Origin of the sequence: Shimia sp. MMG029 (genome assembly GCF_027947445.1) — a bacterium.
Lineage (GTDB): Bacteria > Pseudomonadota > Alphaproteobacteria > Rhodobacterales > Rhodobacteraceae > Shimia.
This window is the reverse complement of the sequence record NZ_JAQJIM010000003.1, coordinates 314,487-339,114: the sequence shown is the minus strand read 5'-3', so window position 1 is coordinate 339,114 and position 24,628 is coordinate 314,487. Positions and strand designations below refer to the sequence as shown.

The 24,628-nt window shown below is 60.0% G+C and carries 26 protein-coding genes; 5 read left to right on the top strand and 21 right to left on the bottom strand.

All coding sequences use genetic code 11. From position 1 onward, the window contains the following. Nucleotides 1–16 precede the first annotated feature (16 nt). From speB to PJL69_RS11080, 4 genes are all read right to left on the bottom strand, one after another. Nucleotides 17–994 carry an agmatinase gene (gene speB, locus PJL69_RS11095; RefSeq protein ID WP_271309699.1) on the bottom strand — a complete coding sequence of 326 codons (978 nt, stop codon included), beginning with the start codon at nucleotides 992–994 and terminating at the stop codon, nucleotides 17–19. After that, nucleotides 991–1,854, bottom strand: a complete 864-nt coding sequence (locus tag PJL69_RS11090; RefSeq protein ID WP_271309698.1) for a C40 family peptidase — start codon at nucleotides 1,852–1,854, stop codon at nucleotides 991–993. The genes speB and PJL69_RS11090 overlap by 4 nt, the downstream gene beginning before the upstream one ends. Before the next feature lie 11 nt (nucleotides 1,855–1,865). Next, nucleotides 1,866–3,257 (bottom strand): leucyl aminopeptidase family protein, encoded by a 1,392-nt coding sequence (locus PJL69_RS11085; RefSeq protein ID WP_271309697.1) that lies wholly within the window; start codon nucleotides 3,255–3,257, stop codon nucleotides 1,866–1,868. 151 nt (nucleotides 3,258–3,408) lie between these two features. Then, the gene (locus tag PJL69_RS11080) at nucleotides 3,409–3,789 is read right to left on the bottom strand and encodes a hypothetical protein (RefSeq protein WP_271309696.1); all 381 of its coding nucleotides are present in this window, start codon (nucleotides 3,787–3,789) and stop codon (nucleotides 3,409–3,411) included. Nucleotides 3,790–3,933: 144 nt separating this feature from the next. Here PJL69_RS11080 and PJL69_RS11075 point away from each other — a divergent pair, with 144 nt between their 5' ends. Next, nucleotides 3,934–4,584: a carbonic anhydrase gene (locus PJL69_RS11075; RefSeq protein ID WP_209099078.1), complete on the top strand. Its 651-nt coding sequence runs from the start codon at nucleotides 3,934–3,936 to the stop codon at nucleotides 4,582–4,584. Between the two features lie 166 nt (nucleotides 4,585–4,750). Here the strand turns inward: PJL69_RS11075 and PJL69_RS11070 are convergent, their stop codons facing one another. The 5 genes from PJL69_RS11070 to PJL69_RS11050 form a co-directional block, all read right to left on the bottom strand. Continuing rightward, nucleotides 4,751–5,377: a LysE family translocator gene (locus tag PJL69_RS11070; RefSeq protein WP_271309695.1), complete on the bottom strand. Its 627-nt coding sequence runs from the start codon at nucleotides 5,375–5,377 to the stop codon at nucleotides 4,751–4,753. Nucleotides 5,378–5,451: 74 nt separating this feature from the next. After that, nucleotides 5,452–5,583: a hypothetical protein gene (locus PJL69_RS11065; RefSeq protein WP_271309694.1), complete on the bottom strand. Its 132-nt coding sequence runs from the start codon at nucleotides 5,581–5,583 to the stop codon at nucleotides 5,452–5,454. A gap of 117 nt (nucleotides 5,584–5,700) precedes the next feature. Further along, nucleotides 5,701–7,326: a DUF4139 domain-containing protein gene (locus tag PJL69_RS11060; protein WP_271309693.1), complete on the bottom strand. Its 1,626-nt coding sequence runs from the start codon at nucleotides 7,324–7,326 to the stop codon at nucleotides 5,701–5,703. Nucleotides 7,327–7,505: 179 nt separating this feature from the next. After that, nucleotides 7,506–8,528: an aspartate-semialdehyde dehydrogenase gene (locus tag PJL69_RS11055; RefSeq protein ID WP_209099073.1), complete on the bottom strand. Its 1,023-nt coding sequence runs from the start codon at nucleotides 8,526–8,528 to the stop codon at nucleotides 7,506–7,508. A 145-nt stretch (nucleotides 8,529–8,673) separates the two neighbouring features. Continuing rightward, the gene (locus PJL69_RS11050; RefSeq protein ID WP_271309692.1) at nucleotides 8,674–9,846 is read right to left on the bottom strand and encodes an MFS transporter; all 1,173 of its coding nucleotides are present in this window, start codon (nucleotides 9,844–9,846) and stop codon (nucleotides 8,674–8,676) included. A 176-nt stretch (nucleotides 9,847–10,022) separates the two neighbouring features. On the opposite strand from PJL69_RS11050, the gene PJL69_RS11045 reads away from it, so the two are divergent. Further along, the gene (locus tag PJL69_RS11045; protein WP_271309691.1) at nucleotides 10,023–11,213 is read left to right on the top strand and encodes a DUF3095 domain-containing protein; all 1,191 of its coding nucleotides are present in this window, start codon (nucleotides 10,023–10,025) and stop codon (nucleotides 11,211–11,213) included. Nucleotides 11,214–11,215: 2 nt separating this feature from the next. Here PJL69_RS11045 and PJL69_RS11040 read toward each other — a convergent pair whose 3' ends face one another. From PJL69_RS11040 to PJL69_RS11020, 5 genes are all read right to left on the bottom strand, one after another. Then, a complete protein-coding gene (locus PJL69_RS11040) occupies nucleotides 11,216–12,271 on the bottom strand; it encodes a branched-chain amino acid ABC transporter permease (protein ID WP_271309690.1) in 1,056 nt (351 codons plus the stop codon). 2 nt (nucleotides 12,272–12,273) lie between these two features. Then, nucleotides 12,274–13,305: a branched-chain amino acid ABC transporter permease gene (locus PJL69_RS11035; protein ID WP_271309689.1), complete on the bottom strand. Its 1,032-nt coding sequence runs from the start codon at nucleotides 13,303–13,305 to the stop codon at nucleotides 12,274–12,276. 61 nt (nucleotides 13,306–13,366) lie between these two features. After that, nucleotides 13,367–14,089 carry an ABC transporter ATP-binding protein gene (locus PJL69_RS11030; protein WP_271309688.1) on the bottom strand — a complete coding sequence of 241 codons (723 nt, stop codon included), beginning with the start codon at nucleotides 14,087–14,089 and terminating at the stop codon, nucleotides 13,367–13,369. Next, nucleotides 14,082–14,858, bottom strand: a complete 777-nt coding sequence (locus PJL69_RS11025; protein ID WP_271309687.1) for an ABC transporter ATP-binding protein — start codon at nucleotides 14,856–14,858, stop codon at nucleotides 14,082–14,084. Before PJL69_RS11025 ends, PJL69_RS11030 begins: the two co-directional genes overlap by 8 nt. A 72-nt stretch (nucleotides 14,859–14,930) precedes the next feature. Beyond that, entirely contained in the window at nucleotides 14,931–16,103 is a 1,173-nt protein-coding gene (locus PJL69_RS11020) for a substrate-binding domain-containing protein (RefSeq protein WP_209099059.1), read from the bottom strand. 192 nt (nucleotides 16,104–16,295) lie between these two features. Between PJL69_RS11020 and hpaR the strand changes: the two genes are divergently transcribed. Next, entirely contained in the window at nucleotides 16,296–16,793 is a 498-nt protein-coding gene (gene hpaR, locus PJL69_RS11015) for a homoprotocatechuate degradation operon regulator HpaR (RefSeq protein WP_333781874.1), read from the top strand. Nucleotides 16,794–16,800: 7 nt separating this feature from the next. Here hpaR and maiA read toward each other — a convergent pair whose 3' ends face one another. From maiA to hmgA, 7 genes are all read right to left on the bottom strand, one after another. Further along, nucleotides 16,801–17,436, bottom strand: a complete 636-nt coding sequence (maiA, locus tag PJL69_RS11010) for a maleylacetoacetate isomerase (RefSeq protein WP_271309686.1) — start codon at nucleotides 17,434–17,436, stop codon at nucleotides 16,801–16,803. Continuing rightward, a complete protein-coding gene (locus tag PJL69_RS11005) occupies nucleotides 17,433–17,663 on the bottom strand; it encodes a DUF2783 domain-containing protein (protein WP_271309685.1) in 231 nt (76 codons plus the stop codon). Before PJL69_RS11005 ends, maiA begins: the two co-directional genes overlap by 4 nt. A gap of 3 nt (nucleotides 17,664–17,666) precedes the next feature. Next, nucleotides 17,667–19,277, bottom strand: coding sequence for an FAD-dependent oxidoreductase (locus PJL69_RS11000; RefSeq protein WP_271309684.1), 1,611 nt, complete (start codon nucleotides 19,275–19,277; stop codon nucleotides 17,667–17,669). A gap of 103 nt (nucleotides 19,278–19,380) precedes the next feature. Next, complete coding sequence (locus tag PJL69_RS10995) at nucleotides 19,381–20,331, bottom strand: MBL fold metallo-hydrolase (RefSeq protein ID WP_271309683.1); 951 nt, start codon at nucleotides 20,329–20,331, stop codon at nucleotides 19,381–19,383. Further along, entirely contained in the window at nucleotides 20,331–20,861 is a 531-nt protein-coding gene (locus PJL69_RS10990) for a dihydrofolate reductase family protein (protein ID WP_271309682.1), read from the bottom strand. Before PJL69_RS10990 ends, PJL69_RS10995 begins: the two co-directional genes overlap by 1 nt. Further along, a complete protein-coding gene (gene fahA / locus PJL69_RS10985) occupies nucleotides 20,858–22,132 on the bottom strand; it encodes a fumarylacetoacetase (protein ID WP_271309681.1) in 1,275 nt (424 codons plus the stop codon). Before fahA ends, PJL69_RS10990 begins: the two co-directional genes overlap by 4 nt. A 120-nt stretch (nucleotides 22,133–22,252) precedes the next feature. Beyond that, nucleotides 22,253–23,608 carry a homogentisate 1,2-dioxygenase gene (gene hmgA, locus PJL69_RS10980; RefSeq protein WP_441347477.1) on the bottom strand — a complete coding sequence of 452 codons (1,356 nt, stop codon included), beginning with the start codon at nucleotides 23,606–23,608 and terminating at the stop codon, nucleotides 22,253–22,255. A gap of 77 nt (nucleotides 23,609–23,685) precedes the next feature. On the opposite strand from hmgA, the gene PJL69_RS10975 reads away from it, so the two are divergent. Together PJL69_RS10975 and PJL69_RS10970 are read left to right on the top strand one after the other, a co-directional pair. Next, nucleotides 23,686–24,132, top strand: a complete 447-nt coding sequence (locus tag PJL69_RS10975; RefSeq protein ID WP_271309680.1) for a MarR family winged helix-turn-helix transcriptional regulator — start codon at nucleotides 23,686–23,688, stop codon at nucleotides 24,130–24,132. Nucleotides 24,133–24,355: 223 nt separating this feature from the next. Beyond that, the gene (locus tag PJL69_RS10970; RefSeq protein WP_247743516.1) at nucleotides 24,356–24,625 is read left to right on the top strand and encodes a VPEID-CTERM sorting domain-containing protein; all 270 of its coding nucleotides are present in this window, start codon (nucleotides 24,356–24,358) and stop codon (nucleotides 24,623–24,625) included. Nucleotides 24,626–24,628 lie beyond the last annotated feature (3 nt).

Below are 24,628 nucleotides of genomic sequence, written 5' to 3'. Positions count from 1 at the left end.
CGCGCTCAGCTTTCCGTTAGCTTTTCTCGGTGCGCGATGCGATGTCCTTTGCCATCACGCAGAGCAGCTCAAACATGATTGAAACCCCAAGAAAGGCTGTGCCGCCTGTGCTGTCAAAAGGCGGGGACACCTCCACCAGATCGGCCCCAATGATGTTGAGCCCATCCAGTGCGCGCACCACTTCCAGCGCCTGAAAGCTGTTGGGGCCGCCCACTTCGGGCGTGCCGGTGCCGGGGGCGAACGTTGGATCGACAAAATCAATGTCATAGCTGACATAAGTGGGTACGGTGCCGACAATTTCGCGGGCTTCTGCCATGACGTCAGCCAGACCGCGGGCAAAAAACTCCTCGATGCGGATCATGCGGATGCCGACGCTTTTGGCAAAATCGGTGTCTTCATCGTCATAGGTGCTGCCGCGAATGCCAATTTGCACCACACGTTTGGGATCCAGCAAACCCTCTTCCACTGCGCGGCGAAACGGTGTGCCGTGGGTGTACATCGTGCCGCCAAAGTAGCTGTGATAAAGATCGGTGTGGCTGTCAAAATGCACCATGCCCAGTGGCGCGTCTTTCGCGAGCGCGCGCAGAACGGGCAGGCTGGTCAGGTGGTCGCCCCCTGCGGTGAGGGGGGTGATGTCTGCGGCCATGACCTGCTGATAAAAGGCGGTGATGCGCTCCATACTGTCGAGAATATCGGCTGGGTTGGGCCCCACATCGCCAAGATCAGCGCAGTTGATGAGATCAAAGGGGCGCACGCCGGTGGCGCCGTTCTGGGCGCGGATCATGGTGGAGGCGTCGCGCAGCTGGCGGGGGCCATGGCGCGGGCCGGGCCGGTTGGTGGTGCCGCTGTCCCAGGGCACGCCGATGAGGCCGATATCCACGTCGCGCAGGCGCGCATCGTCCAGATCCATGATTGGCAGACGCATGAAAGAGGGCACCCCGGCAAAACGCGGCAGGTCCATACCGGACACGGGTTTGAAGAAGTCGTCGCTCATGTGCGCGCTCCGTAACTCGGGCGTTTGTGGGAGGTGGCAGGGCCGTCGCCCTGGGTGGCGATGCGGGCGATGGCCTCGGCAATCGTCTCATAAGCCACGGCCATGTGATGCGCATTGGCGTGGATCAGCGTATTTGCGTCTGTGACCATGGCGACATGGCCTTTCCAGAACAACAGGTCGCCGCGCTGATAGGGACCTGTGGCATCCTCAAAGGCGGCTTCCTGCAGATCGCTGTCGCCGGGACAGGACAGCCCCACCGCGTGCAGCGCCGCCTGCACAAGGCCGGAACAATCCAGCCCAAAGCTTGAGTTGCCGCCCCAGAGGTACGGCGTGCCAATCAGGCGTTCGGCGACGGCGGTGGCGTCCGGTTCGATGGCATCAATGGCCATCAGGTGGCCGGAGGGCACATAGAGATCACGGGTGACTTGCCCGCCATCCCAAGCGATGCGTGACCAGCCGTCCTCCTCAGAGAGCACCACGAGGCGGGTGCCAAAAGGCAGTGGGGTGACAAGCCCCATGGCTTTCAGCCCCGGCGTGGATTTTGCGTAGCTGCGGGCGGCGGCGATGCGGTGCGTCGGGGTTTGCTTTGGGTGGCTCAGAACATCGCCAATGTCGACCCAGCCGACGTAGCCGTCTTTGTCTGCATAGCCAAAGGCCATGCCCATCTCTTTGTGAACCACATGGAAGACCTCACCACGCAGCAGCTGCCGCTCGCGTGTGCCATCGGGCGCTGAGAGCAGATCAGTCACCACCTTGGCCACACGGTAGGCAACGGGTGTGACATAGGTCTGGGCCTCGACACTGCCGCGCAGATGCTCGGCGGCGACTGTGCCGGTGCTGGGGGTGAGGCGTCTGTCCATGGGGGCTGTCATCAGAGGTCTAACATCTGGGGCAGGGCTGCGAGAATGGCACGTGCGCCCATGCCAACACCGCCTTTGGGGCGGGCCGGGGCCGCAGAGGGGTTCCAGCCGTAGATGTCAAAATGGGCATAACGTTGACCTGTTGCAAAGCGGCGCAAAAACAGCGCGGCGGTGATGGAGCCAGCAAAGCCGCCAGAGGGCGCGTTGTCGAGGTCTGCGATGCCCGGTTCGATCATTTTTTCGTAAGGTTCCCAGAAGGGCATGCGCCAGACCGGGTCTGAGACGGCGCTTGCGCTGTGGTCAAGCGCGGCGGCAAAGGCGGCGTCATCGGTGTAATACGGCGACAGATCCGGGCCAACCGCCACGCGGGCCGCGCCGGTGAGCGTGGCCATGGAGATCATCAGATCCGGGCTGTCTTCAGACCCAAGGGCGAGGGCGTCGGCCAGCACGAGGCGGCCTTCGGCGTCGGTGTTGTTGATCTCGACCGTCAGCCCTTTGCGCGAGGTCAGAATGTCGCCGGGGCGGAAGCTGTCGCCGGAAACCGCGTTTTCCACGGCGGGGATCAGCACGCGCAGCTGCAGCGGCAGGTTCAGGGCCATGATCATATGGGCCAGACCAAGCACGGTGGCTGCACCGCCCATATCCTTTTTCATCAACCCTATGGAGCCGCCGGGCTTCAGGTTCAGCCCGCCGGTGTCAAAACAGACGCCTTTGCCCACCAGCGTGAGTTTGGGGCCGCTTTGGCCCCAGGACATGTCAATCAGGCGGGGCGCACGGTGGGGGGCGGCCGCACGGCCGACGGTGTGGATCATCGGGAAGTTGTCTGTCAGCAGCGCGTCGCCTGTGGTCACAGTGCAGCGTGCGCCATGGGCTTGAGCGAGGCTTTTGGCGGCATCCTCTAACTCTTGCGGGCCCATGTCTGAGGCTGGCGTGTTGATCAGATCGCGGGTGAGGGCTTCGCCTGCGGCGATGGATTCGATTTTTTCAGCGTCCACGCCATTCGGGCAGATCAGCGCGGCTTTTGCGCCAGAGCGATCTTTGTAGCGGTCAAAAGCATAGGTGGCGAGCAGCCAGCCGAGGCATTCGGTTTCCAGATCTGATGCGGGCAAAGGGGCCGCGAGCGCATAGGTGCCTTCTGGTAGGGTGGCTGCCGCGGCAGCCAGCGCAAACCGGCCGCGCGCGCGCGTGGCTGCGGTGCCAAAACCCGCGATCGCCAAAAGCGGTTTGCCACTGGCATCGGGCACCAGCAGGCTTTTGCCAAGCGCTGGCGTAAAGCCCGTGGCGGCAACAAAGGCGCGGGTTGGGTCAGACTGGCGATCACACCATGCGTCAAATCCGTCGCTGTCGATGACATGCAGAGGAATGACATTGGAGCTGTCAGAAGAAGCAAATTTGAGAGACATCGCGCACCTTTCACACCGAATTGGAGATGTTTTGATGCCAACCTAGTGCAGTTTGCGCATGAATTGAATCGCTTGTTCGCCGCGTTCCCTAAGGTCGGCGGCGCACAACGGTGCTACAGCGGTCTTAGCGTCTTTGACAGATGCGTCTTGATCAGATGTAGCTGCGCTTCAGATCCCAGATTTCCCGCAGAGCGCATTCGCCGATGCGGATCAGACGGGCATAGGTTGCCGCAAGTGCGACGGAATCATGCCGCTCGCAGCAGGCAATCACATCCACAGCCACACGGGAGAGCGCTGTCATGCACAGACGGCCCGCGATGAGTTCCACCAAGGTCATCGTTTCGGCAAGTTCTGTGAGATCATCCGCATTGTAATGCTGCTCTGCCATGGCCAGATGATCTGTCAGCGATTTGATCAGAGACATAAACGTTTCTTCCACGTCGTTTTGATCCAGCCGGATCAGCACACGAGTCAGTTCGTCTTGATCCACGACAGCTTGCTCGGACATTTTGAGCGTCGCAATTTGGTTCATAGTTCACCCCAAGTTATTCCGTTACCCCCAACGGTTGGGACATAATGAACACGCAAACCTTCTCAAAAAGTTTCTTGCGCCGTTCTTTTCCCTCGAATTACAGCTAAATTTCACCTATCCCTCCTAAAACGCGTGAGGAAACATATGGACCACATAAAGCCGCTCCCGTCCTATTTGGTGCAACGCTACCAGGGTTGGAAAGCCACAACATATGAAGAAAATCAGAGCTGGTATCGCCATCTGGGCACAGAGGGGCAGCATCCCCGTGCCATGATCATCAGCTGCTGCGACAGCCGTGTCCATGTGACATCGATCTTTGGCGCAGATCAGGGTGAATTCTTCATTCACCGTAATATCGCCAACCTCGTGCCGCCGTTTCAGCCGGATGGCAACCAGCACGGCACCAGTGCTGCGATTGAATATGCGGTGACCGCATTGAAAGTCGCGCATGTTGTGGTTCTCGGCCACAGTCAGTGCGGTGGCGTGCAGGGCTGCATTGATATGTGCAAAGGCCATGCGCCCGCGCTTGAGGCGAAAGACAGCTTTGTTGGTCGCTGGATGGACGTATTGCGCCCCGGCTATGAAGATGTGGCGGACATCAAGGACGCCACAGAGCAGGCACGTGCGCTGGAAAAACGCTCGGTTCTGGTGTCACTCGACAATCTGATGACCTTCCCGTTTGTGAAAGAGCGCGTAGAGGCAGGTACGCTGACGCTGCACGGGCTTTGGCATAACATTGCGGAAGGTGGGCTTGAGGCCTACGAAAGCGCAAGCAAAGGGTTTGTGCAGGTCTGAGAGACCACTTTGATCTAAGCTGAAAGCCCGCAAGTCTCGCGGGCTTTTTGTTTGAGGGGCCAGTCCCTTCGCCGCTAAGACAGTCCAGCGACAGTTTTTTAGACGCGGCTCACTCCGGGATATCTTTGGCAAGAGAAAGCGCGGCGCAGAAAACGGAAGGTAGGGGTTACCTGTCTCCGATGGATTTGGCTCCGAGCAGGAGGGCAGCCCCAATCATGAAGCTGCCGCCGATGCGTTCAATCCAGACGCGGGCTGTGCCTTTGAAGCGTTTGGCGATCCAACTGGCGCTGAGGCCATAGGTGGAGAGAAAGAGGCCATCCATCACGATGTAGGTGACAGACAGAACCAAAAACTGTGGCCAGAAAGCGCTGTCCGGTGACAAGAATTGCGGGAACAGCGCAGCAAAAAATACCACGGCTTTGGGGTTGGCGGCAGAGGTGATGAAACCCTGCATCCAGAGGCTTCCAAGGGAGGCTCTGCTGGTTTGCGCCAGATCAGGGTCATCGGGTTTTGCGCGGCGGATCATGCGCAGGCCAAGCCAGATGAGATAGGCCACACCGGCCCATTTGATCACCGTGAGGGCTGTGGCGGAGGCGGCAATGATCGCCGCAAGCCCCAAACCCGCCGCCAGCATTTGCAGGGCATTTGCGCTGAGGTCTCCGGCGGCGGTGGAGAGCGCACGGCTAAAGCCATGTGCGCCGCTGTTTGACAACATCAGCAATTGGCTGGGGCCAGGTGTGCTCATCAGGGCAAGCACGGTGACAACATAAACTGTCCAGATTTCAAAACTCATTGGCGTCTCTCCCTGTTTGAGAGGACGCTATCATCACATGCATAAAATGCCAGTGTTGTGTACGTGTGAGGCGCTTAAGCGAGCAGCGATTTCTGGGCAATGCCGTGCATTTTGAGCGCGATGAGACGGCGCTGGCGGGCCTTGGCGGTCAGTGGACCTTCCTTAGGTCGGGCGCCAGAGAGGCGCTGTGCGATGCGTGCGAACATATGTTGTTCCTCTGCTTGCCTGCCCCTGTACGTATAATTTAATTTAAGTTTGAGGCAAAAATGGCGCCGAGTGTGGCGCCATTTTGGAAAATTGCGTGATGATTCAGAGGCGCGGGGTCAGCGCAGGATCATGTCTGTGGGCCATTTGAGTTCATGGGAAAGTGTCACGGTGAAGGTTTCCTTCGCAGCCAGTGGGCGCTCCCACATCAGGATGCCGCGGGCTCCGTGCACATCTTCAGAGGTCGGGGCGGGGGCCGCCTGCCATGTGATTTGCAGGTCTTCCTGCTCGGAATAGGGGACGCGGCCAAAGAGGCGCAGATCCCATGTCTGACCGGTGAGATTTTCGGCGGTCAATATGCGCTCTTCGGTCTGGTCATTACGGGTGGTGATCACGCCGCTGTCGCCGGTGTTGCGCTGAACAAGAGTCTCGGTCAGGCGGAGGCCGTTAATCGGGCCAAAGGAGAGATCGGTTTTGTCGCCCTGGGCCAGAAGGGGCATCTGGCTCGCGCCAATGAAGGTGCCATTGAGATAGAAGCTGCTGTTTTCGCTTGGCAGAATGATTTCTTCAGACGCGTTGGTGACGTCGGCCATGAGGAAGGCGGTTTCGTCGTAGAGCGGGTTGGCGTGGGCGTAGACCGTGGGCGTGAGGGCCAGTGTGTCCAGCGCGATGCGAAGCACATCGGCATCTGAGGTGAGATCAACAGGCGTGTTGTAGTTGTAGGTGGCATTGACGCCATCGCCGAAATCCACCGCGGCGGTGTCTGCCATTATCGCCATCTCCGCCATGGGGGCAGGCGCGCTTTTGAGGGCGCGGCTGTCGGTGGCGTAGGCCAGTTGCTCTTGTTGGGGCAGGATACGACGCAGATTTGGCCAGAGGGTTTGCGGCTGGGTCTGCGCATCAGGGCGGCTGGTGGAAAGCGTCACGGCGACATCGCGCCAGTCTTCGCCGGTGTATTGGCCAATGAAAGCCCCACGCTTAAGGGTAAGCGTCGGCGTGTCCCCTGTGGTCAGGTGCAGATCGTAGACTGGCTCCCAACCGGCATCGTCGGTCAGATGGGTCAGGGTGAGCGCGCCTGTGGTGGCCTCCTGTGTGGTGATGGAGATCGAAAGCATGGCGTTTTCATTGAGCGTCGGCGTGAGGGCATCCACCAGTTTCTGGGCGTCTTGCAGGTCTTGCTGGCGGCCTTTCAACGTTTGCTCAAAACGTCGGGTGTCGCGCTCAATCGTGGCGATTTCTTTTTGGATTGCAAGGGTTTGCTCGTTGATCAAGGTGAGCGTGGCCAAAAGGGTTTCCGCTGAGGCGGCGGTTTCGGTTGGGGCTTTGAGCGTGGCGAGAAAGGCAAGGCGGGCTTTGGCGGCATTGGCGGTGAGCAGCGCGTCTGCTTTGCTGTCTTCGACTGCGCGCAGGGCGTCGCGGGCCACGTCACGGGCGGCTTTGGCGACGGTCAGCGCAGGACTGTCTGGCAGATCGAGTGGGAAGGTGCGATTGTTGCGCACTGTGATGGCGCCAAGCGTTGCGCCATCAAGGGCGACCCGCACGGAGGTTGGGTCTAAGTTTTCGGGCAGATTGGTGATGAGCAGCTCATGCGCGCCTTCGGGGGCGGTGAAGGGCACGGTTCGGGTGACGGTTGCCCCTTCGGAATACAGGGTCGCCGCGGTGACAGGGGCATTGATTGGGATAATGTCCGCAGAGAGTGGTGAGGCGAAGGGCAGCAGGGTTGCGGCCAAAAGAGCGTGTTTCATCAAGCACCTATGTGTTGCGTTCAAGAGGAGAGCAACACGGGGCGGGCGCAGTTGCAAGGCTGGCATGCCTGTGGGCAGGCGCTTGGGCGGGGGATTGCCACAGACACGGGCGCACTCTGTATTCCGACACAAAAAAGGCGCCCCAAGGGACGCCTTTCTAAAACCTGTCAGCGCAGGGCTTAGCCCTTTTTGAGCACTTCGCGGCCCAGAGTTTCGGCGATCTGTACCGCGTTCAGCGCCGCGCCTTTGCGCAGGTTGTCAGACACGCACCACAGGTTCAGGCCGTTTTCGACGGTGCTGTCCTGACGGATGCGGGAGATAAAGGTGGCGAAGTCGCCCACGCATTCTTTCGGGGTGACGTAGCCGCCGTCTTCGCGCTTGTCGATGACCATGATGCCGGGGCTTTGGCGCAGGATGTCGCGGGCTTCGTCTTCGTCCAGGAAGTCTTCGAATTCGATGTTGATCGATTCAGAGTGGCCCACAAACACAGGCACGCGCACGCAGGTGGCGGTGACTTTGATGTTTGTGTCGACGATTTTCTTGGTCTCGGCGACCATCTTCCACTCTTCTTTGGTGGAGCCGTCTTCCATGAAGACGTCGATGTGCGGGATCACGTTGAAGGCGATTTCTTTGGTGTAGACCTTTGGCGGCACGTCAGAGGTTGGGTTGTAGACCGCTTTGGTCTGATCCCAGAGCTCGTCCATCGCGTCTTTGCCGGAGCCGGACACGGACTGGTAGGTCGACACCACGACGCGTTTGATTTTTGCGCGGTCGTGCAGGGGCTTCAGCGCCACAACCATCTGCGCGGTGGAGCAGTTGGGGTTGGCGATGATGTTTTTCTTGGAATAGCCGTGAATCGCATCGGCATTACACTCAGGCACGATCAGCGGCACGTCTGGGTCGTAGCGGTAAAGCGAGCTGTTGTCGATCACGACACAGCCTGCGGCCGCAGCGATGGGCGCGAATTTCTTGGTGGCGTCAGAGCCGATCGCGAAAAGTGCCATGTCCCAGCCCGAGAAGTCGAACTGTTCAATGTCTTGAATTTTCAGTGTTTTGTCGGCGAAGGTGACCTCGGTACCCTGGCTACGGCGGCTGGCCAGAACGGCAAGCTCATCCACGGGGAACTGACGTTCCTCCAGAATGTTCAGCATTTCGCGACCCACGTTGCCCGTGGCGCCTGCGACGACGATGCGATAGCCCATCTTTGGTCTCCATTTCTAACGACGCGCCCTCTTAGCCCTGTTTTGCCCAAGAAAAAAGAGGGCGGACGACGGAAATTGCTTATGAGGGGTATTCTGCTTTGCGATGATGGCTCACAAGTGGGTGAATTTGTAGCATTGAAACCGCTCAGTCGAGGCGGTCTTCGGAGAAACAATAGATGAGCGCGCCGATGATGAGCACGGCGGCGAGGCCAGCGAAAATCATCTGATAGGCCAGCAGCGGATTGTCGGGCGCAACGGCGCTGTGCAGTTTGCCTGAGCCAAATTGCATCACACCCACGCCGCCGATGCCAAAGAGGTTCATCAGAGTGACGCCCCGCCCGGTCAGGTGTTCGGGAAAGAAGCTGCGCGAATGGGCGATCATCACAGGGAATGCCGCACCGGCGAAGCCGACAATGGACATCAGGACCACGGCGGTGAGGGCGCTGTGGTTGGCAAAGAGTGTCAGGGCGATCAGGGCAGCGGCAGAGACGGACGCACCGCCAATGATGATCCATTTGCGCGTGCCGAGCAGGCGATCCGCAGGGCCATAGACGAAGGTGCCAAGGATCATAGACAGCCCCATGGCCAGTGTCGCCTGCCCCACTTCACCAGTGGTGAGGGCAAAGACATCCGACAGATAGGGCCCGATCCAGAGACCGCGAATGCCGGCGGAGGGCATGTAGTTAAAAAACATCAGCGGGATCAGCAGCCAAACGGCGGGCAGTTTGAGCAGATCAAGCACAGAGCCGCGCGCGTCACTTTGTGCGGCGGGGGGATCTTGCACCATGCGCCATGCGGCGATTGCGAGCAGGCTGCTGACAGCGGCGAGCACCCAGAGCGTGGCGCGCCAGCCGATGGTTTCTGCGGCCCATGCGGTGGGGTAGGCGGCGATCAGGTTGCCCACAGAGCCGACACCCAGTGTCAGCGCTGCCAGGGTAGCAAAGCGCGCGGGCGGGTAGCTGCGGGCAAAGATGAAATAGCTGGCCATCAGCACCGGCGAACATCCAATGCCGATCAGTGCCATGGCGATTGAGATATGGATCGGGGCCGTGGCCACGGCAAAGAGCGCGGCCCCGCCACCGCCGCCCAGAAGCAGCAGAATAGCGGTGGTGCGGCGCGGCCCAAAGCGATCCAGCGCGGCGCCCACGGGGATTTGCATGCCCGCAAAGATCAGGAACCAGAGGCCCGAGGCAAAGGCCAGATCCGCTGCGGTGGCACCGAGGTCGACCTCCAGCACCTGCGTCAGCACCGCCAGAAAGGCCCGGAAAAACTGGCTCAGCACATAGGCCAAGCACAGCAAGATCAGATCTGCGCGCATGAAAATTCCTCCCTCGGCGCAGACAGGACAGTATGTCTGTCTGAATGGCAAGAGGTCCGGTGCGATTTCACGCGATGCGCACGCGGGCGCACAAGGCTGTGACACTGCTGAAACAAGATGAACTCTGCGCGGTGGCAATGCGTAGATTGGAGCGTGCAAACCAACAGGGCTGGCGCATGAGCACGCAAAACATTCCCATTCCGCCAAGTGAGCCGCACCCAGGCCACGGGCCAGAGCGTTTTTATGAAGCGTTGCCGCGCTTTCAGGAGTTTGACCGGATGGCGGAGCCTTCGGGCTATGCGCCTTTGCCAGAGGACTGGGTGGTGGGCGCGGCTGATATTGTTGGCTCAACAGAAGAGATCGCGAAAGGGCGCTACAAAGCCGTGAACCTTGTGGGGGCGGCGGTGATCTCTGCGCAGTTGAACGCGGCAAAGCGTGCCAAGCTGCCTTATGTCTTTGGGGGCGATGGCGCGCAGTTTGCCGTGTGGCCGGGCCAGCGTGCGGCGGCGGAGGCTGCTTTGGATGCGGTGCGGCACTGGGCGTGGCAGGAATATGGGCTGCGCTTGCGGGTGGCGATGGCCACGGTGGGCGAAATTCGCGCGGCGGGGCAGGATGTGCGCGTGGCGCGCTATGCCCCAGCAGAGGGCGTGGATTATGCGAGCTTTGCGGGCGGAGGTCTCACTTGGCTGGAAGGTGAAATGAAGGCGGGGCGTTTTGCTGTTGTGCAGAGAGACGCCTCTGATGTGCCGGATCTGAGCGGGCTCAGCTGTCAGTGGGCCAATATGGAGGCGGCGCGCGGTGCCATTCTGTCATTGGTGATGGAGCCGCAAGAGAGCACTTCTGAGACCGCCTTTGCGGAGGTGGCGCAGGCGGTGATAGCGGCGACACAGGCAGAGACACGCGGGGCACATCCGGTGCCAGCAGACGGGCCCAAAGCGGTGTTCCCGCCGCCGGGGCTGGCGCTTGAGGCGCATATCCGCCCGGTTGGGCCATTGTGGTGGCGCAAGGCCAAGGCCACACTGGTCAGTGCGTTCTTGTGGGGCCTGCTGCGCAGTGGGCGGCGGTTGGGGCAGTTTGATCCTGTGCTTTACACAGCGGATGTGGCGCGGAACGCGGATTATCAGAAATTTGATGACGGGCTGAAGATGACGCTGGATTGCGACGCTGAGATGCGGGCGCAGATTGAGGCCATTTTGCAGAAGGCGCAGGCGCGCGGGCTGATCCACTATGGGATGCATGTGCAGGATGCGGCGATGATGACTTGTATTGTGCCCGCCCCGGTGGAGCGAACCCATATGCATTTTGTGGATGGGGCGGCTGGCGGCTATGCGCTGGCGATGCGTGATTTGCGGATGCGGGCCGCCTGAAATTATGTGTTGCGCAGGCGGCCCACGATACCTGTCGGGAAGAAGTAGACCGACAGAATGAACAGCACACCCAGCCAGAGCAGCCAGCGATCGGCATTGAGCAGATCAGGCAGCAGGGGCAGGGTGGCGACGCTGTCTCCGGCGAGGGACAGCAGGTTTTGCAGATAGTTCTGGGCCAGCACAAACAGGGTTGCGCCGATGACTGCGCCATACATGGTGCCCATGCCGCCAATCACCACCATCAGCAGAATGTCGATCATGATCTCCATAGACAGGGTTGTGTCTGGGCCCACGTAGCGCAGCCAGATCGCATAGAGTGCGCCTGCGCAGGCGGCGATGGCGGCAGAGAGGCAGGTGGCGGCGACTCGGTAATGTACCACGCGGTAGCCGATGGCCTCGGCGCGGAAATCATTTTCGCGGATCGATTGCAGCACGCGGCCAAAGGGCGAATTCACAATGCGCAGCATGAGCAGGAAGAGGATCAGGCAGGCGGTGAAGATCAGATAATATTTGAGCAATTTGCCATTGGCTTTGACGCCGAAGATCTCGCCGTCTGCGAATTTGAAGGCGGGGCCAAGGGCGCGGGGGATTTTGAAGGAGAGCCCGTCTTCGCCGCCGGTGAGGCCGGAGAGCTGGCTGACCAGAACCGCCACGGCAGAGGCCACGGCGAGGGTGATCATGGCAAAGAAGATGGCGCGGACACGCAAGGAGAACAGCCCGATGACCAGTGCCAGCGTGGCGGCGACGGCCACGCCCCCGAGCGTGCCGATCAGCAGGCTGTCAAAGCCGCGCCCCAGATGGGTGGAGGCGAGTGCAACGCCATAGGCCCCCAGCCCAAAGAACATGGTGTGGGCAAAGCTGACAATGCCGCCATACCCCAGCAGCAGATCATAGGAGGCCACCAGCACAATGAAGATACAGATGCGCGCCGCCGTATCCACAGAGCGCACGCCCGGAAACAGGAAGGGGGCCAGCGCGAGGCAGATCAGGATCACCACGAGCAGGGCAGAGAGGATGGGTGCGCGGGGCATGTCGCCAGAAAGCAGGGTCTTCAGCATCACTATTTCGCCTTTACCACGGGGATCATGCCCATCGGGCGCCACATGAGGATCGCCACCATCAGGGCGATGTTGGAGATCAGCGCGGCTTTGGGTTCCAGAAAGGCCACGTAATTTTGCAAAAGCCCGACCATGAGCGCGCCAATGAAGCAGCCCTCGACCGAGCCAAGCCCGCCGATGATGACGACGATAAACACCAGGATCATGGTCTGGTTGCCCATATGGGCGGTCACGACCTCTTGATAGAGGCCCCAGAGCACGCCGCCCAGTCCGGCCAGAGCGGATCCGGCGACAAAGACGCCGATGAACACGAGGCGTAGGTTGTATCCAAGCGCCATGACCATCTCGCCATTCTCTACACCGGCGCGCACGATCAGGCCGACTTTGGTGCGCCGCAGGGTCCAGCGCATGGCGAGAAACACCACAATGCCAATGCCCACCGCCACCAGACGGTATTTTTCAAGTGCGGCGCCTGCAAAGGTGATCGCGCCTTTCAGGCTTTCGGGGCGGGTGATGTAAATCTCTTCTGGGCCCCAAAATACGATGATGAGCTGTTCCACCACAATCAGCCCGCCCATGGTGACAAGGATCTGTTTGAGGTGGTGGCCGTAGACCGGTTTCACGATGACCCGCTCAAAGGCCCAGCCCATCAGGCCGGTGGCGGCCATGGCTCCCAAAATGGCCACCATCAGCGCGGTGAGATTGAGGGTCAGACTGGAGGCGCCGCTCATATGTTCGAGCAGCAGCAGGAAGGACACGCCGACAAAGGCCCCGACCGAGACAAAGGCACCATGGCCGAAGTTGATCACATCCATCAGGCCAAAGACCAATGTGAGGCCGGAGGCCATGATGAAGATCATCATGCCCATGGCGAGGCCGGAAAGCGTGAGTGTCAGCCAGCTTGAGGTGGCAGGAATGGCCAGATGACCGGTCGCCATGATCGCGGCAAGAAGTAGAACCGGCGCATATGGCCCAAGTCGTTGCCCCACAGACAGGCGGGCCATGGTGGGGGCGTGCTCTGGTGCGGCACTCATACTGCGGCCTCCTGATTTGATCTGGCGGGTTTTGCCAAGGGCGGTTTTTTCGCAATGCGCATCAGTGGGCCTCCATGCTGAGGCCCATCAGACGCTCTTGCAGAGCGGCGTCCTCGGTCAGTTCGGACATGCGCCCGGACCAGATCATGCGCCCGTCATCCATCACATTGGCGCTGTCTCCCAGCGCCTTGGCGACGGCGAAGTTTTGCTCGACCAGTAGGATGGAGGCACCTTGCGCTTTCAGCTCTTTGATGGCGCGCGCCATGGTGGTGATGATGGCGGGCGCGAGCCCTTTGGTGGGTTCGTCAATCAGATAGAGCGCGCGCTCTTCAATCATGGCGCGGGCGATGGACAGCATCTGTTTCTGACCGCCAGAAAGCGTGCCTGCGTCTTTCTTCCAGAAGGTTTCGAGCGCTGGGAACACCGTGAAGAGCCATTGCAGCCGGGTCTGATCGATCGGGCCTGACACGGCGGCGAGGACCATGTTTTCTTCCACGGTGAGGTCGGCAAAGATGCCCATGTCCTCGGGCACAAAGCCGATCCCTGCGCGGGCGATCTGAGGCGTGGGCAAGCCTGTGATGTCGGTGCCGTCCAGCAGCACGCGGCCCTGATGGGCGCGCCAGTGGCCAATGATGGAGCGCAATGTGGTGGTTTTGCCCACGCCATTGCGGCCCAGAAGCATGGTGACTTCGCCGCGCGGCACGGTGAGGTCGACCCCTTGCAGGATGTGATACTGCGCGATGTTGGTGAACACGCCTTCCAATTTGAGAATGGGGTCAGACATGGGCCAGCGCCTCTTCCAGATCGCGGCCCATATAGGCCTCTTGCACCACATCAGAGGTCATGACTGTTGCCGGATCGCCATCGGCCGCCAAGGCACCGTTGTGCAGAACGATGATGCGATCCGCGAGCGTGCGGATCACATCCATCTTGTGTTCCACCAGCAGGATGGCGCGGTCTTTGCGGTTTTTCAGCGCGGCGATGAGATCAAGCACGACGGGAGCTTCATCGACGCTCATGCCCGCTGTGGGTTCGTCAAACATGTAGACCAAAGGATCAAGCGCGATCAGCAGGGCGACCTCCAGCTTGCGCTGGTCGCCATGTGACAGCTCTGACACCACTTGATCAGCCTGATCCGTCATGCGCACGCGGGCCAGAATTTCCTGCGCGGGGGCGGTGAGGTCGGCATGGCGATCCGCCATGGACAACAGGTTGAAGCCGCGCCCCGCCTTGGACTGGATCACCAGCCGGATGTTTTCCAGCACCGAGAGATTTGGAAAGAGGTTGGTGAGCTGAAAGGCACGGCCAATACCCAGATGAGTGCGCTGGGCGACAGACATGCGGGTGATGTCGCGGCCATTGAGGCGCACGCGGCCTTCTGAGGCGGGGATTTGGCCAGAGATCAGGTTGAAATAGGTGGTTTTGCCCGCGCCGTTGGGACCGACAATTGCGGTCAGTTCACCGGGGGCAAAACGGCATGAGATTTGATCCACCGCAACGTGGCCGCCAAAGCGCACGGTCAGATCGGCGGTTTCCAAGAGGGGATGGGACATGTTTCAAGTCGCGTATATAAAAGGTGCCCCCAGCCCGAAGGCCGGGAGCCATGGGGATTTTAAACCGTCAGATCAGTTGCGCACCGGGATGGGCAGCTCGTCGATGGCGATTTCGCGCACCAGTTCGGGGATGGCCCATTCCACGCTGTCATCCACGCGGATCTTGAAGTGATACATCGGCTGGAGCGCCTGATGGTCCTCAGCGCGGAACATCATTTTGCCTTTTGGCGTCATCCACTCCATGCCTTCCATGGCCGCAATCAGATCTTCGGTGTCGGTGCCGCCTGCCTTTTTGATCGCTTCAACAGCGGCGATCCCGGCGGTCATGCCGCCCGCGGTGAAGAAATCAGGGGGTGTGCCAAAGCGCTCCTCATGGGTTTTCACGAGCCAGTCGTTGACCTCATTTTGCGGGATGTCGTGATAATAGTAGGTCGCGCCCTCAAGCCCCGGAAACTCCTTGTAGGCTTTCATTGCGGCCAGAATGTTGCCACCGGTGGCAATTTCCACGCCAAAGCGGGAGGGATCCATGGCTTGAATCTTGCCCATGGGATTGCCGCCGCCTGCCCAGATGATGAACAGGCGTTTGTTGCCCTCCAGATCTTTCATTGCGGTGAAGATCCGCTCTGCGGCGGCGGTGAAATCGGTGGTGTCGGTGGGCACGTATTCTTCGTGGACGATCGCCTGTCCCTGCCCCTCAAGCGCTTCGCGGAAGGCGGCGATGCCGTCGCGGCCAAAGGCGTAGTCCTGCGCCAGCGTGGCGATCTGCACGTCTTCGCCCGCCAGCGCAATGGCATTGGCAATGGCGTCTTGGGAGCTGTTGCGCCCGGTGCGGAAGATATAGCGGTTCCAGTTGGCGCCGGTGATGCTGTCGGCGACGGCCGGCTCGACAATCAGGAGCTTTTCATACTCTTCGGCGACAGGCAGCATGGCGAGGGCCACACCTGAGCTGACTGGGCCAATGGCGAGATCGACCTCGTCATCACCATAAGCCTCTTCCAGCAGGGCTTTGCCATTGTCGGGCTTGAGTTGGGTGTCTTTCTCGATCACGACGATTTTCTCACCGTCGATTTCCATCGTGCCACCTGTGGCATATTCCAACCCGAGCATCAGGCCGTCATGGCTTTGCTTGGCGTAGGCCTCAAAGGGGCCGGTTTTGCCATAGACGTGGGCGATCTTGATGTCAGCCTGCGCGGTGGTTGCCATAAGCACAGCCGAAACCGCGCTCGAAATGAGCCACTTGTTCATGCGTTTTCCTCCCTAACGTCACCCGCAAGGCCCCGCTGACGCGATTGGCTGAGGTGATTGGCGTCATGGTAGGTTGTGGGCTTGAAAAGGGTCAATTCGGGGAAATTACGTAGGTGTGCTGCGCGTGCGGTGCGCCCGATTTGCTGCTGTGGTTTCACAGCTGTTGCAGCGCCGCTGCAGATGGGCCGCACCATGACAATTCAGGCTAAAAAAATTGCCTTTCAAGCTGTTCCGGTGCATGAATGTTACATGACAGGCAATACTCAAATTCTTAGTACTTCTCAGTCTCTTCCCATGGTGCTTTTGCGCGCGAGAGAGAAGGTTATGAAACCGGCACGCAAAATGCTGGTGGATGTAGGGGTGACCGAACAGCAATGGCGCGTGGTGCGTGTTTTGGTGGAAGACGGGCCGATGGATCCGACCTCCATTGCGGAGCGGGCGGTTCTGTTGCTTCCCAGTTTGACGCGTATTTTGCATAAGCTGGAAGAGAAGGGTTACATCACCCGAGAGCGGGACGAAAAAGATGGTCGAAGGCAGGTCATCAAAGCGACGGATCTGGGGTTCAAGTTGATCGACGACAACATCCCAAGCGCACGTCAATATGCCCAGCAATTAAAGGATCATATGGGTGGGGCACGCTATGATCAGTTGCTGGATCTGCTCAACCAGCTGAACGAGATAGATCTGTAATTCCCAATCAGGTTGGCGAGAGGGCATCTGGATGTGCTGCCGCAAAGGCGGGCAGCGCATCACAGGCAGATTTTACGGCAGCAGTGCGGGGAAGATCAGACACGTCAATCCCCCAACGCGTGGCATTGTAGAGCTGCGGGATCAGACAGATGTCGGCGAGCGATACGCTGTCCCCACAGGCATAGGGTGTTTGGTCAAAGGCGGCGAGCTGTGCCTCAAAGGCGGTTAGGCCGGGGCGGATGAAATGGTGCATCCAAGCTGTGCTGGCCTGCATAGGATTGTCCATGTCTTGGGTGGCGAAACGCACCACGGACAGATTGCACACCGGATGCACATCAACCGCCAGCGTCTGTGCGAGGGCGCGTACCTTGGCAGCTTGGGCGGGATCCTGAGGCACCAGCTGCATGTCTCTGGTGGCGTTGAGATATTCCAAGATCGCCAGTGATTGCGTGAAAGTCTGCCCGTCGATGGTGAGCGCGGGCACCAACCCTAGTGCGTGACGTGCGAGGTGGTCTGGTGCCTTATGCGCCCCTTTGAGCAGATCGACGGTGACGCGCTCAAAAGGGATTTCTGCGAGATGCAGCGCTATGCGCACGCGGTAGCTGGCGGAGGACCGCCAGTAGTCATAAAGCACGGTGCTCATGCGGTGGCGTGCGCGGCTTTGGCGGTGGCAATGGCGGTGTTCAGTGCCGCGCTGCCTCCTATGTGATTGGCCAGAACAAAGATCAGCCGCGCATTGAGCGCATCGCTTTCCGCGCGGGTGAGCCCGGTGTGGGCCTGTGTCAGCGCAGCAAAGAAAGCATCGGCGTCTTCAAAATTCGGGGTTAGGGTCAGTGTCTCTGAGAGGGTTTTCGACAGGGGGTCTGACATGGATCACTCCTTTCCTGTGGCGCGGCGCAGGGCGGCGCGGAAGTGGCGGTCATCGTAACTGTCGCGGCGCGCTGCGATGTATTGATCTGGGCGGATCAGGTAGACCCCTGCGGGGCAGTCGCCGAGGTATTGCCGCTTGAGCGTCAGGCTCGGGTCATCGCGCACCGAAAGCGCCAGGCGCTCTGCGTGGACGCCGCACTCTTCAAAGTGATCGGGCGCCTCTGCATCAATTGTGAGCAAAATGAAGCGGTTGCCAAGTTTGTCGAGCAGATGGCCCTCGCCCAGAGGGGCATCCGGGCAGGGGCTGCCGGGACAGGTGAGCGCGGGGCCGGCGAGGGCATCGGCGCTGATCAGGGGGCTGTTGCGGTAGGTGCAGGGGGTGGACAAGCGGCCAGAATTCACCAGCGGGCGCGCAAATTCCTGATGTGTCGCGAGATCAAGCACTGCGTCACGCAGCAGGCGGCTCATGTCCGACGTTGGGGTGATGAATTCCGTGGCGCGGGTGGAGTTGAGAATATTCTCATCAGCTGCTTCGGCGCGTTCTGTATGGTAGCTTTCCATCAGGCTGTTGGGAGCTTTGCCGGTCAGAACCAAATGCAGTTTCCATGCGAGATTGTCAGCATCCTGCAGACCGGAGTTGGCCCCGCGTGCGCCAAAAGGCGAAACCTGATGGGCGGCGTCCCCGGCAAAGATGGTGCGCCCGTGCACAAACCGATCCATGCGACAGCATTGGAAGCTGTAGATAGACACCCATTCAAGCTTGAAATCCACATGTTCCCCCAGCATGGCCTTGAGGCGGGGGATCACATTTTCGGGACGTTTTTCGCGCTCTTTGTCGATGTCAGGGCCCAGTTGCAGATCAATGCGCCAGACGTTTTCGGGCTGTTTGTGCAGCAGGGCTGAGTGGCCTGGGTTGAAAGGGGGATCAAACCAGAACCAGCGCTCGGTCGGGAAGTTGGCCTGCATCACCACATCAGCAATGAGGAAATTATCTTCAAACACTTCACCGTCAAATGCGATGCCCAGCATGCGGCGGGTGGGGGATCTGGCTCCGTCACAGGCGATCAGCCAGTCGGCCTCCAGCGTGTAGCTGCCCTCAGGGGTGTCGATCTCAATGGCGACGTGATCATAGTGCTGGCCAATGGCCTCAACCTTGTTGCAGCCACGAATTTCGATGGGCGCGCCCTTGGCCTGCATGGCGCGGATCTTTTCCACGAGCAGGCGCTCAAAGGTGTATTGCTGCAGGTTGATGAAGGCAGGGCGTTTGTGGCCGGGGGCGTCGGTGAGGTTGAAATCATAAATTGCGCGGTCGCCCGAAAAGACCTTGCCCCTGGACCAGCCGATGCCGTGATCGACCATTTGCTGGCCGCAGCCCAGACGATCGAGAATTTCCAGCGGGCGTTTGGCAAAGCAGATCGCGCGGGAGCCGGTCACAACGCGGTCATTGTCATCAAGCACCACCACCGGGATGCCCAGTTGGGCGAGATCAATCGCGGTGGTGAGCCCCACAGGGCCTGCGCCGATGATCAGAACCGGATGGCGGACTGGCACAGCGGCGTCCTGATCGGGGCTGCGTTGGTAGGCGTAGAGGGGAGTTTCAAAGATTTTGGTCATAGTGCTCCTCCTTATTTGCGCGCCTTCCGTGCAGAAGGCTGCCAAATCCTGTCAGTCCTCGCCATGATTTCGGTCAAACCGGCGGGGTGGCGGCCCTTGGGTGTTAGGATTGCAACGCCTCCCACATCTCCAGATCGCGCTGGGCGGTCCAGATGCGTGGGGTGTCAATGCCGCGGGCTTCGTCATAGGCGCGGGCGACGTTGAAGGGCAGGCAGTGCTCGTAAATTGCATAGTCGGCAAATTTCGGATCACAGGCGGCGCGCACGGCCTCCCATGCGTCTTTCAGTGTGCCACCGCGTGCGGCCACCTGCGCTGCTGGTCGGTAGGTGCTTTGCACAAAGTCGCGGGTGCTTGCGATGGCGGCGTTGACCATGTCTTTGCCAATGAGCGCATCGCCGCGACCTGGGGCAATGGCATCCAGATCAAAGGCTTTGATCGCATCCAGAGTGGTGCCCCAGTCGCCAAAATGCCCGTCGCCGCAGTAGCAAGCTGAGTGGTATTCAACGATGTCGCCGGTGAACATGACGTTTTGGTCGGGCACATGCACGACGATGTCGCCCGCCGTATGCGCGCGGCCCAGATGCATGAGGTCAACACGCCGGTTGCCGAGGTAGACTGTCATCTTCTCGCGGAAAGTGGTGGTGGGGTAGGTCAGGCCGGGGATGCTCGCATGGCCTTCAAACAGGCGCGGGAAACGTTGAAATTCGCTGTCCCAGTCCTCCTGTCCGCGTTCCACTACCATGGCGCGGGCGGCATCGCTCATGATGATCTGATCGGCGCCATAGGCTGAGGCGCCCAGCACGCGCACGGCGTGGTAATGGGTCAGCACCAGATGGGAGATCGGCTTGTCGGTCACCGTGCGCACGCAATCAATCACCTTTTGCGCCAGCCGCGGCGTGGCCTGCGCCTCGACAATCATCACGCTGTCATCGCCAATGATCACACCGGAGTTGGGATCCCCCTCTGCCGTGAAGGCATAAAGTCCATCGCCAACTTCGGTGAAGGAGATGGTTTTTTCCTGCGTGTCGCTCTGGGAGGCGAAGGATTTGCTCATCAGGAGGGCTCCTTGAAGGTGTAGTCGAGTTGCACAATGCCCCCCGGTTTCTGGGTGATCTGGCTCAGGTCCAGATCGCGCTGGGCGCCGGGTGCAAAACAGGGCAGGCCCGCGCCCAGAAGGGTGGGCATGACAAACAGGGTGATTGCGTCAAACAGGCCCGCATCGAGCGCGGTGCGTTGGGTTTTACCACCGCCCATGACCCAGATGGTTTTGTGGCCGTTGGCAACGATGGCAGCGCGCAGGGTGTCTATGTCACCTGCGGCAGTGACATGGTCTCCTGTGAAGCCGTGCTGCCGTGTGAGCACGTAGCCCGCGCGCGCCTCATATGGCCAGCCCCAGCCCATCACTTGTTGGTAGGTGCTGCGCCCCATCAGAAGGGCATCAATGGGGGCAATGAAATCGCTATAGCCGCCATCTTTCGCGCGCGCGTTGTTAAAGGGGGTGAGCCAGTCAACGCCGCCATCCGGCGTTGCGATGAAACCGTCAAGGCTCATGGCGATATAGCCGAGATAGCGGGGTTGGCTCATGATCTCTCTCCGCCAAAAGGATCGTCCAATGCGGGCAGAACGGTGCCTGTGCAGGTGCCAAAGCCGATGGTGTAGCCCTCGCCCTGCGCGGCACCATGCAGGGTCAGCGTGTCGCCATCCTCGATAAAGGTACGGGTTTCACCTGTCTCGAGCGTCAGTGTCTCTTTGCCGCCCCAGCTGAGTTCCAGAAGGCTGCCACGCTCAGGCTTCGTGGGGCCGGAAATGGTGCCGGAGCCAAGCAGATCGCCCACATTCATCGGGCAGCCGGAGGTGGTGTGGTGGGCCAGCTGCTGGGCGGCGGAGTAATACATCTGGTCATAGTTGGTGCGCGCAATGGTGCTTGGTGTCTGGCCTGCGGGGGCCATGCTGATCGTGAGGTCGATGTCATAGAGCATCGGTCCTGCGTCTTTGAGGTGATCAAGCAGCTCAAAATCACGCGCTGGCGTGTCGGTTCGGAACGGCTCCAGCGCAGCTTTGGTCACGATCCAAGGAGAGATCGAGGTCGCGGTGGCTTTGGCCTGAAACGGGCCGAGGGGCTGGTATTCCCAGGCCTGAATGTCGCGCGCGGACCAGTCGTTGAGCAGCACATAGCCAAAGATCATGTCATCCGCTTCCTGCACGGTCACAGGCCGTTTGGAGGGATGGCCGACGATGGCGCCCATCTCAAGCTCGATGTCAAACCGGCGAGAGGGCAAGAAGGCGGGGGTGTCATGCTCTGGCGATTTGAGCTGGCCCCAGGGGCGGCGGATGTCGGTGCCGGAGACCACAACCGAAGAGGCGCGCCCGTTGTAGCCAATTGGGATGTGCAGCCAGTTGGGCGGCAGGGCATTCTCCGGGCCACGGAACATGGTGCCGACGTTTTGCGCGTGGTGCCTGCCGGCGTAGAAATCGGTGTATTCAGACACTTTGAAAGGCATGTGCAAACTCGCGGCAGAGAGCGGCACAGAATAGAAAGTCAGAGCATCCTGCGTGGCCTCATCCGCGCTCTCTGCGAGCAGCGCCTGAAGTGCGTCGCGATAGTGGGCCCAGACCTCTGCGCCGAGCTCCATAAAGTCGTTCCAGTAAGGCGCGTCCAGCACATCGGCATCCGGGTCTGCGCGCAGGGTGCCTGCGGCCTCCAGCCCGGTGAGGTCGATGATCCGATCGCCGATGGCGGTGCCACAGCGCAGATCGCCGTCGTCAACGGAAAACACCCCGTAAGGCAGGTTGTTCAGCGGAAACGGGCCGTCCGACGTGTTGGCGCTTTCAATCCATGATTTTAGCAGTGGCATTGCTCATCCTTATGTCTGAGGGTCGCGGCCCTCTTCCTCTTGCCAAAAATATCCCGGGGGTGCGCTTGCCTTTGACAAGCGAGGGGGCTGGCCCTCATACCTTCGTTTATGATCGGGCCCTCATTTCTTACCGGGGGTGCCGTCAAACTTCTTTTCGATGTCGGACCAGCAATCGATGTAATCGTCCTGCAGCGGGGCCTCTTTTCCGGCAAAGGCGGTGAGGTGCTGGGGGAAGCGGGTCTCAAACATGAAGGACATGGTGTTGTCGAGTTTTTCGGCCTTCAGGTCGGCGTTGGATGCGCCTTCAAAGGCATTTTTGTCCGGGCCGTGGGGGATCATCATATTGTGCAGGCTCATGCCGCCGGGAATGAAGCCTTTGGGTTTGGCGTCATATTGGCCGTAAATATTGCCCATCAGCTCGGACATGATGTTCTTGTGATACCAGGGCGGGCGGAAGGTGTCCTCGGCCACCATCCAACGCTCGCGGAAAAGCACAAAGTCGATATTGGCGGTGCCCGGCACGCCGGAAGGGGCGGTCAGCACGGTGAAGATGGATGGATCGGGGTGGTCAAACAGGATCGCGCCGACGGGGCAATAGGTGCGCAGATCATATTTCATCGGTGCGTAGTTGCCGTGCCAGGCGACCACATCCAGCGGGCTGTGGCCGATCTCTGTGCGGTGAAACTGGCCACACCATTTGATGGTCACGGTGGAGGGGGCGTCGCGGTCTTCAAAAGCGGCCACAGGGGCTTTGAAGTCACGCGGGTTGGCCATGCAGTTTGCGCCGATCGGGCCACGGCCGGGAAGTTCGAATTTCTGGCCGTAGTTTTCGCAGACAAAGCCGCGCGCCGGGCCTTCGAGCACCTCCACCCGATAGAGCAGGCCACGGGGCAGGATGGCGATCTCTTTGGGTTCCAGATCAATGATGCCAAGTTCCGTGGAAAAGCGCAGCACGCCTTCTTGTGGCACCACCAGCAGTTCTGAATCCGCGGAGAAGAAATAGTCGTCCTCCATTGAGGTGTTGACCAGATAGATGTGGCTGGCCATGCCGACTTGGGTGTTCACATCCCCGGCGGTGGTCATGGTGCGCATGCCGGTGATCCATGTCAGCGGCGCGTCGGTGTGGGGCACCGGATCCCAGCGGTACTGGCCCAGTGAGGTGACATCAGGGTCCACATTGGGTGCAGATTGCCAATAGGGCACATCAATCTTCGTGTAGCGGTGGCTGTGTTTCACAGATGGCCGGATGCGGTAGCACCACGTGCGCTCAACCGTTTCAGCGGTGAAGGCCGTGCCGGAGAGTTGCTCGCCATAAAGGCCATAGTTGCATTTCTGTGGGCTGTTCATGCCTTGCGGCAAGGCGCTGGGCAGGGCCTCGGTTTCAAAGTCGTTGCCAAAGCCCGGCATGTAGCCTTCGTGCGGGCCGGTCAGAGAGGGGGCTTTTTGCATGCGGGTCGGGACCGTGTGTTTGGTCATCTCAACGCTCCTGTGACAATATTTGTTGCAAAAGTAAAAGTTGGTTTTGTAACTAACAAGCCAAAGGAGCGCGCAATATGCCAGAAAAACACCCCTTCGATTTGCAGAGTTTTCTGCCCTATCTGCTCAATCAGGCGGCGGAGGAAAGCAGCCTTGGCTTTCAGAAGGTCTACAAAGATCGCTATGGCATGTTGCGCAGCGAGTGGCGGGTGCTGTTTCACCTTGGCATGTTTGGACAGATGACCGCGACAGAGATCGGCGCGCGCGCCAAGCTGCATAAAACCAAGGTGAGCCGCGCGGTGCAGCGGCTTTCGGAGCGGCGCTTTGTGCGGCGTGCGCGCAGCGAAGAGGACCGCCGCGTGGAGTGGCTCGAACTGTCCCCGGCTGGCCAGAAAGCCTATGAAGATCTGCGAAGCGTGGCCGCGCGATACGAGGCAGAGCTTCAGCGCAAGCTGTCTTCTGAAGAGGTTGCTGCCCTAAAGCGTATCCTCCCTAAGCTGGTGAGCGCTGGTAGTGGGGCATAAAAGACTGGGGTGATTCGCACCTTGGGGCGTCTGTGATGGCGAAGGTTTGCGGACAGTCACCCACATCTGTGCTGATTGTTTTTTCGATGGGCACAATCAGCCCCCCGCCTGCATCGATTTAAAGTCAATTTGAGCCAAATTTCTTGAGCTGACGCGGTGGAATGTGTCAATTTCATGGTGAGAATTTTAAGTGGTTGGGATTGCGATGGTACTCTTTGGAAAAATGAAGACTGTAGGTCTCGCAGCGGCTGCTTTCGCTGTAAGCGCGTCCTCTGCTTTTGCACAAAGTCATTCTGGTTGGCGATGGGACTGGAGCTGGTGGCAGCAGTTCTGGAACAACTATCAGGCCAGCTTGGGAAATTCTGGGGGCGGTGGGGCCTCCAACGCGGTGCCTGAAATTGATGCGGGTGCTGGCTTGCTGGCAGTGGCGGCCGTTTTGGCGACTTTGGCCTTAGCGTGGGAGCTGCGGCGGCGCAGCCGGACAGACGGCTAAACC

Excerpts from the sequence above, each read along its gene's own strand:
- speB (WP_271309699.1), bottom strand. The coding sequence starts at position 994 with ATGAGCGACGACTTCTTCAAACCCGTGTCCGGTATGGACCTGCCGCGT.
- PJL69_RS11090 (WP_271309698.1), bottom strand. The coding sequence starts at position 1,854 with ATGGACAGACGCCTCACCCCCAGCACCGGCACAGTCGCCGCCGAGCAT.
- PJL69_RS11085 (WP_271309697.1), bottom strand. The coding sequence starts at position 3,257 with ATGTCTCTCAAATTTGCTTCTTCTGACAGCTCCAATGTCATTCCTCTG.
- PJL69_RS11080 (WP_271309696.1), bottom strand. The coding sequence starts at position 3,789 with ATGAACCAAATTGCGACGCTCAAAATGTCCGAGCAAGCTGTCGTGGAT.
- PJL69_RS11075 (WP_209099078.1), top strand. The coding sequence starts at position 3,934 with ATGGACCACATAAAGCCGCTCCCGTCCTATTTGGTGCAACGCTACCAG.
- PJL69_RS11070 (WP_271309695.1), bottom strand. The coding sequence starts at position 5,377 with ATGAGTTTTGAAATCTGGACAGTTTATGTTGTCACCGTGCTTGCCCTG.
- PJL69_RS11065 (WP_271309694.1), bottom strand. The coding sequence starts at position 5,583 with ATGTTCGCACGCATCGCACAGCGCCTCTCTGGCGCCCGACCTAAGGAA.
- PJL69_RS11060 (WP_271309693.1), bottom strand. The coding sequence starts at position 7,326 with ATGAAACACGCTCTTTTGGCCGCAACCCTGCTGCCCTTCGCCTCACCA.
- PJL69_RS11055 (WP_209099073.1), bottom strand. The coding sequence starts at position 8,528 with ATGGGCTATCGCATCGTCGTCGCAGGCGCCACGGGCAACGTGGGTCGC.
- PJL69_RS11050 (WP_271309692.1), bottom strand. The coding sequence starts at position 9,846 with ATGCGCGCAGATCTGATCTTGCTGTGCTTGGCCTATGTGCTGAGCCAG.
- PJL69_RS11045 (WP_271309691.1), top strand. The coding sequence starts at position 10,023 with ATGAGCACGCAAAACATTCCCATTCCGCCAAGTGAGCCGCACCCAGGC.
- PJL69_RS11040 (WP_271309690.1), bottom strand. The coding sequence starts at position 12,271 with ATGCTGAAGACCCTGCTTTCTGGCGACATGCCCCGCGCACCCATCCTC.
- PJL69_RS11035 (WP_271309689.1), bottom strand. The coding sequence starts at position 13,305 with ATGAGTGCCGCACCAGAGCACGCCCCCACCATGGCCCGCCTGTCTGTG.
- PJL69_RS11030 (WP_271309688.1), bottom strand. The coding sequence starts at position 14,089 with ATGTCTGACCCCATTCTCAAATTGGAAGGCGTGTTCACCAACATCGCG.
- PJL69_RS11025 (WP_271309687.1), bottom strand. The coding sequence starts at position 14,858 with ATGTCCCATCCCCTCTTGGAAACCGCCGATCTGACCGTGCGCTTTGGC.
- PJL69_RS11020 (WP_209099059.1), bottom strand. The coding sequence starts at position 16,103 with ATGAACAAGTGGCTCATTTCGAGCGCGGTTTCGGCTGTGCTTATGGCA.
- hpaR (WP_333781874.1), top strand. The coding sequence starts at position 16,296 with ATGACAATTCAGGCTAAAAAAATTGCCTTTCAAGCTGTTCCGGTGCAT.
- maiA (WP_271309686.1), bottom strand. The coding sequence starts at position 17,436 with ATGAGCACCGTGCTTTATGACTACTGGCGGTCCTCCGCCAGCTACCGC.
- PJL69_RS11005 (WP_271309685.1), bottom strand. The coding sequence starts at position 17,663 with ATGTCAGACCCCCTGTCGAAAACCCTCTCAGAGACACTGACCCTAACC.
- PJL69_RS11000 (WP_271309684.1), bottom strand. The coding sequence starts at position 19,277 with ATGACCAAAATCTTTGAAACTCCCCTCTACGCCTACCAACGCAGCCCC.
- PJL69_RS10995 (WP_271309683.1), bottom strand. The coding sequence starts at position 20,331 with ATGAGCAAATCCTTCGCCTCCCAGAGCGACACGCAGGAAAAAACCATC.
- PJL69_RS10990 (WP_271309682.1), bottom strand. The coding sequence starts at position 20,861 with ATGAGCCAACCCCGCTATCTCGGCTATATCGCCATGAGCCTTGACGGT.
- fahA (WP_271309681.1), bottom strand. The coding sequence starts at position 22,132 with ATGCCACTGCTAAAATCATGGATTGAAAGCGCCAACACGTCGGACGGC.
- hmgA (WP_441347477.1), bottom strand. The coding sequence starts at position 23,608 with ATGACCAAACACACGGTCCCGACCCGCATGCAAAAAGCCCCCTCTCTG.
- PJL69_RS10975 (WP_271309680.1), top strand. The coding sequence starts at position 23,686 with ATGCCAGAAAAACACCCCTTCGATTTGCAGAGTTTTCTGCCCTATCTG.
- PJL69_RS10970 (WP_247743516.1), top strand. The coding sequence starts at position 24,356 with ATGAAGACTGTAGGTCTCGCAGCGGCTGCTTTCGCTGTAAGCGCGTCC.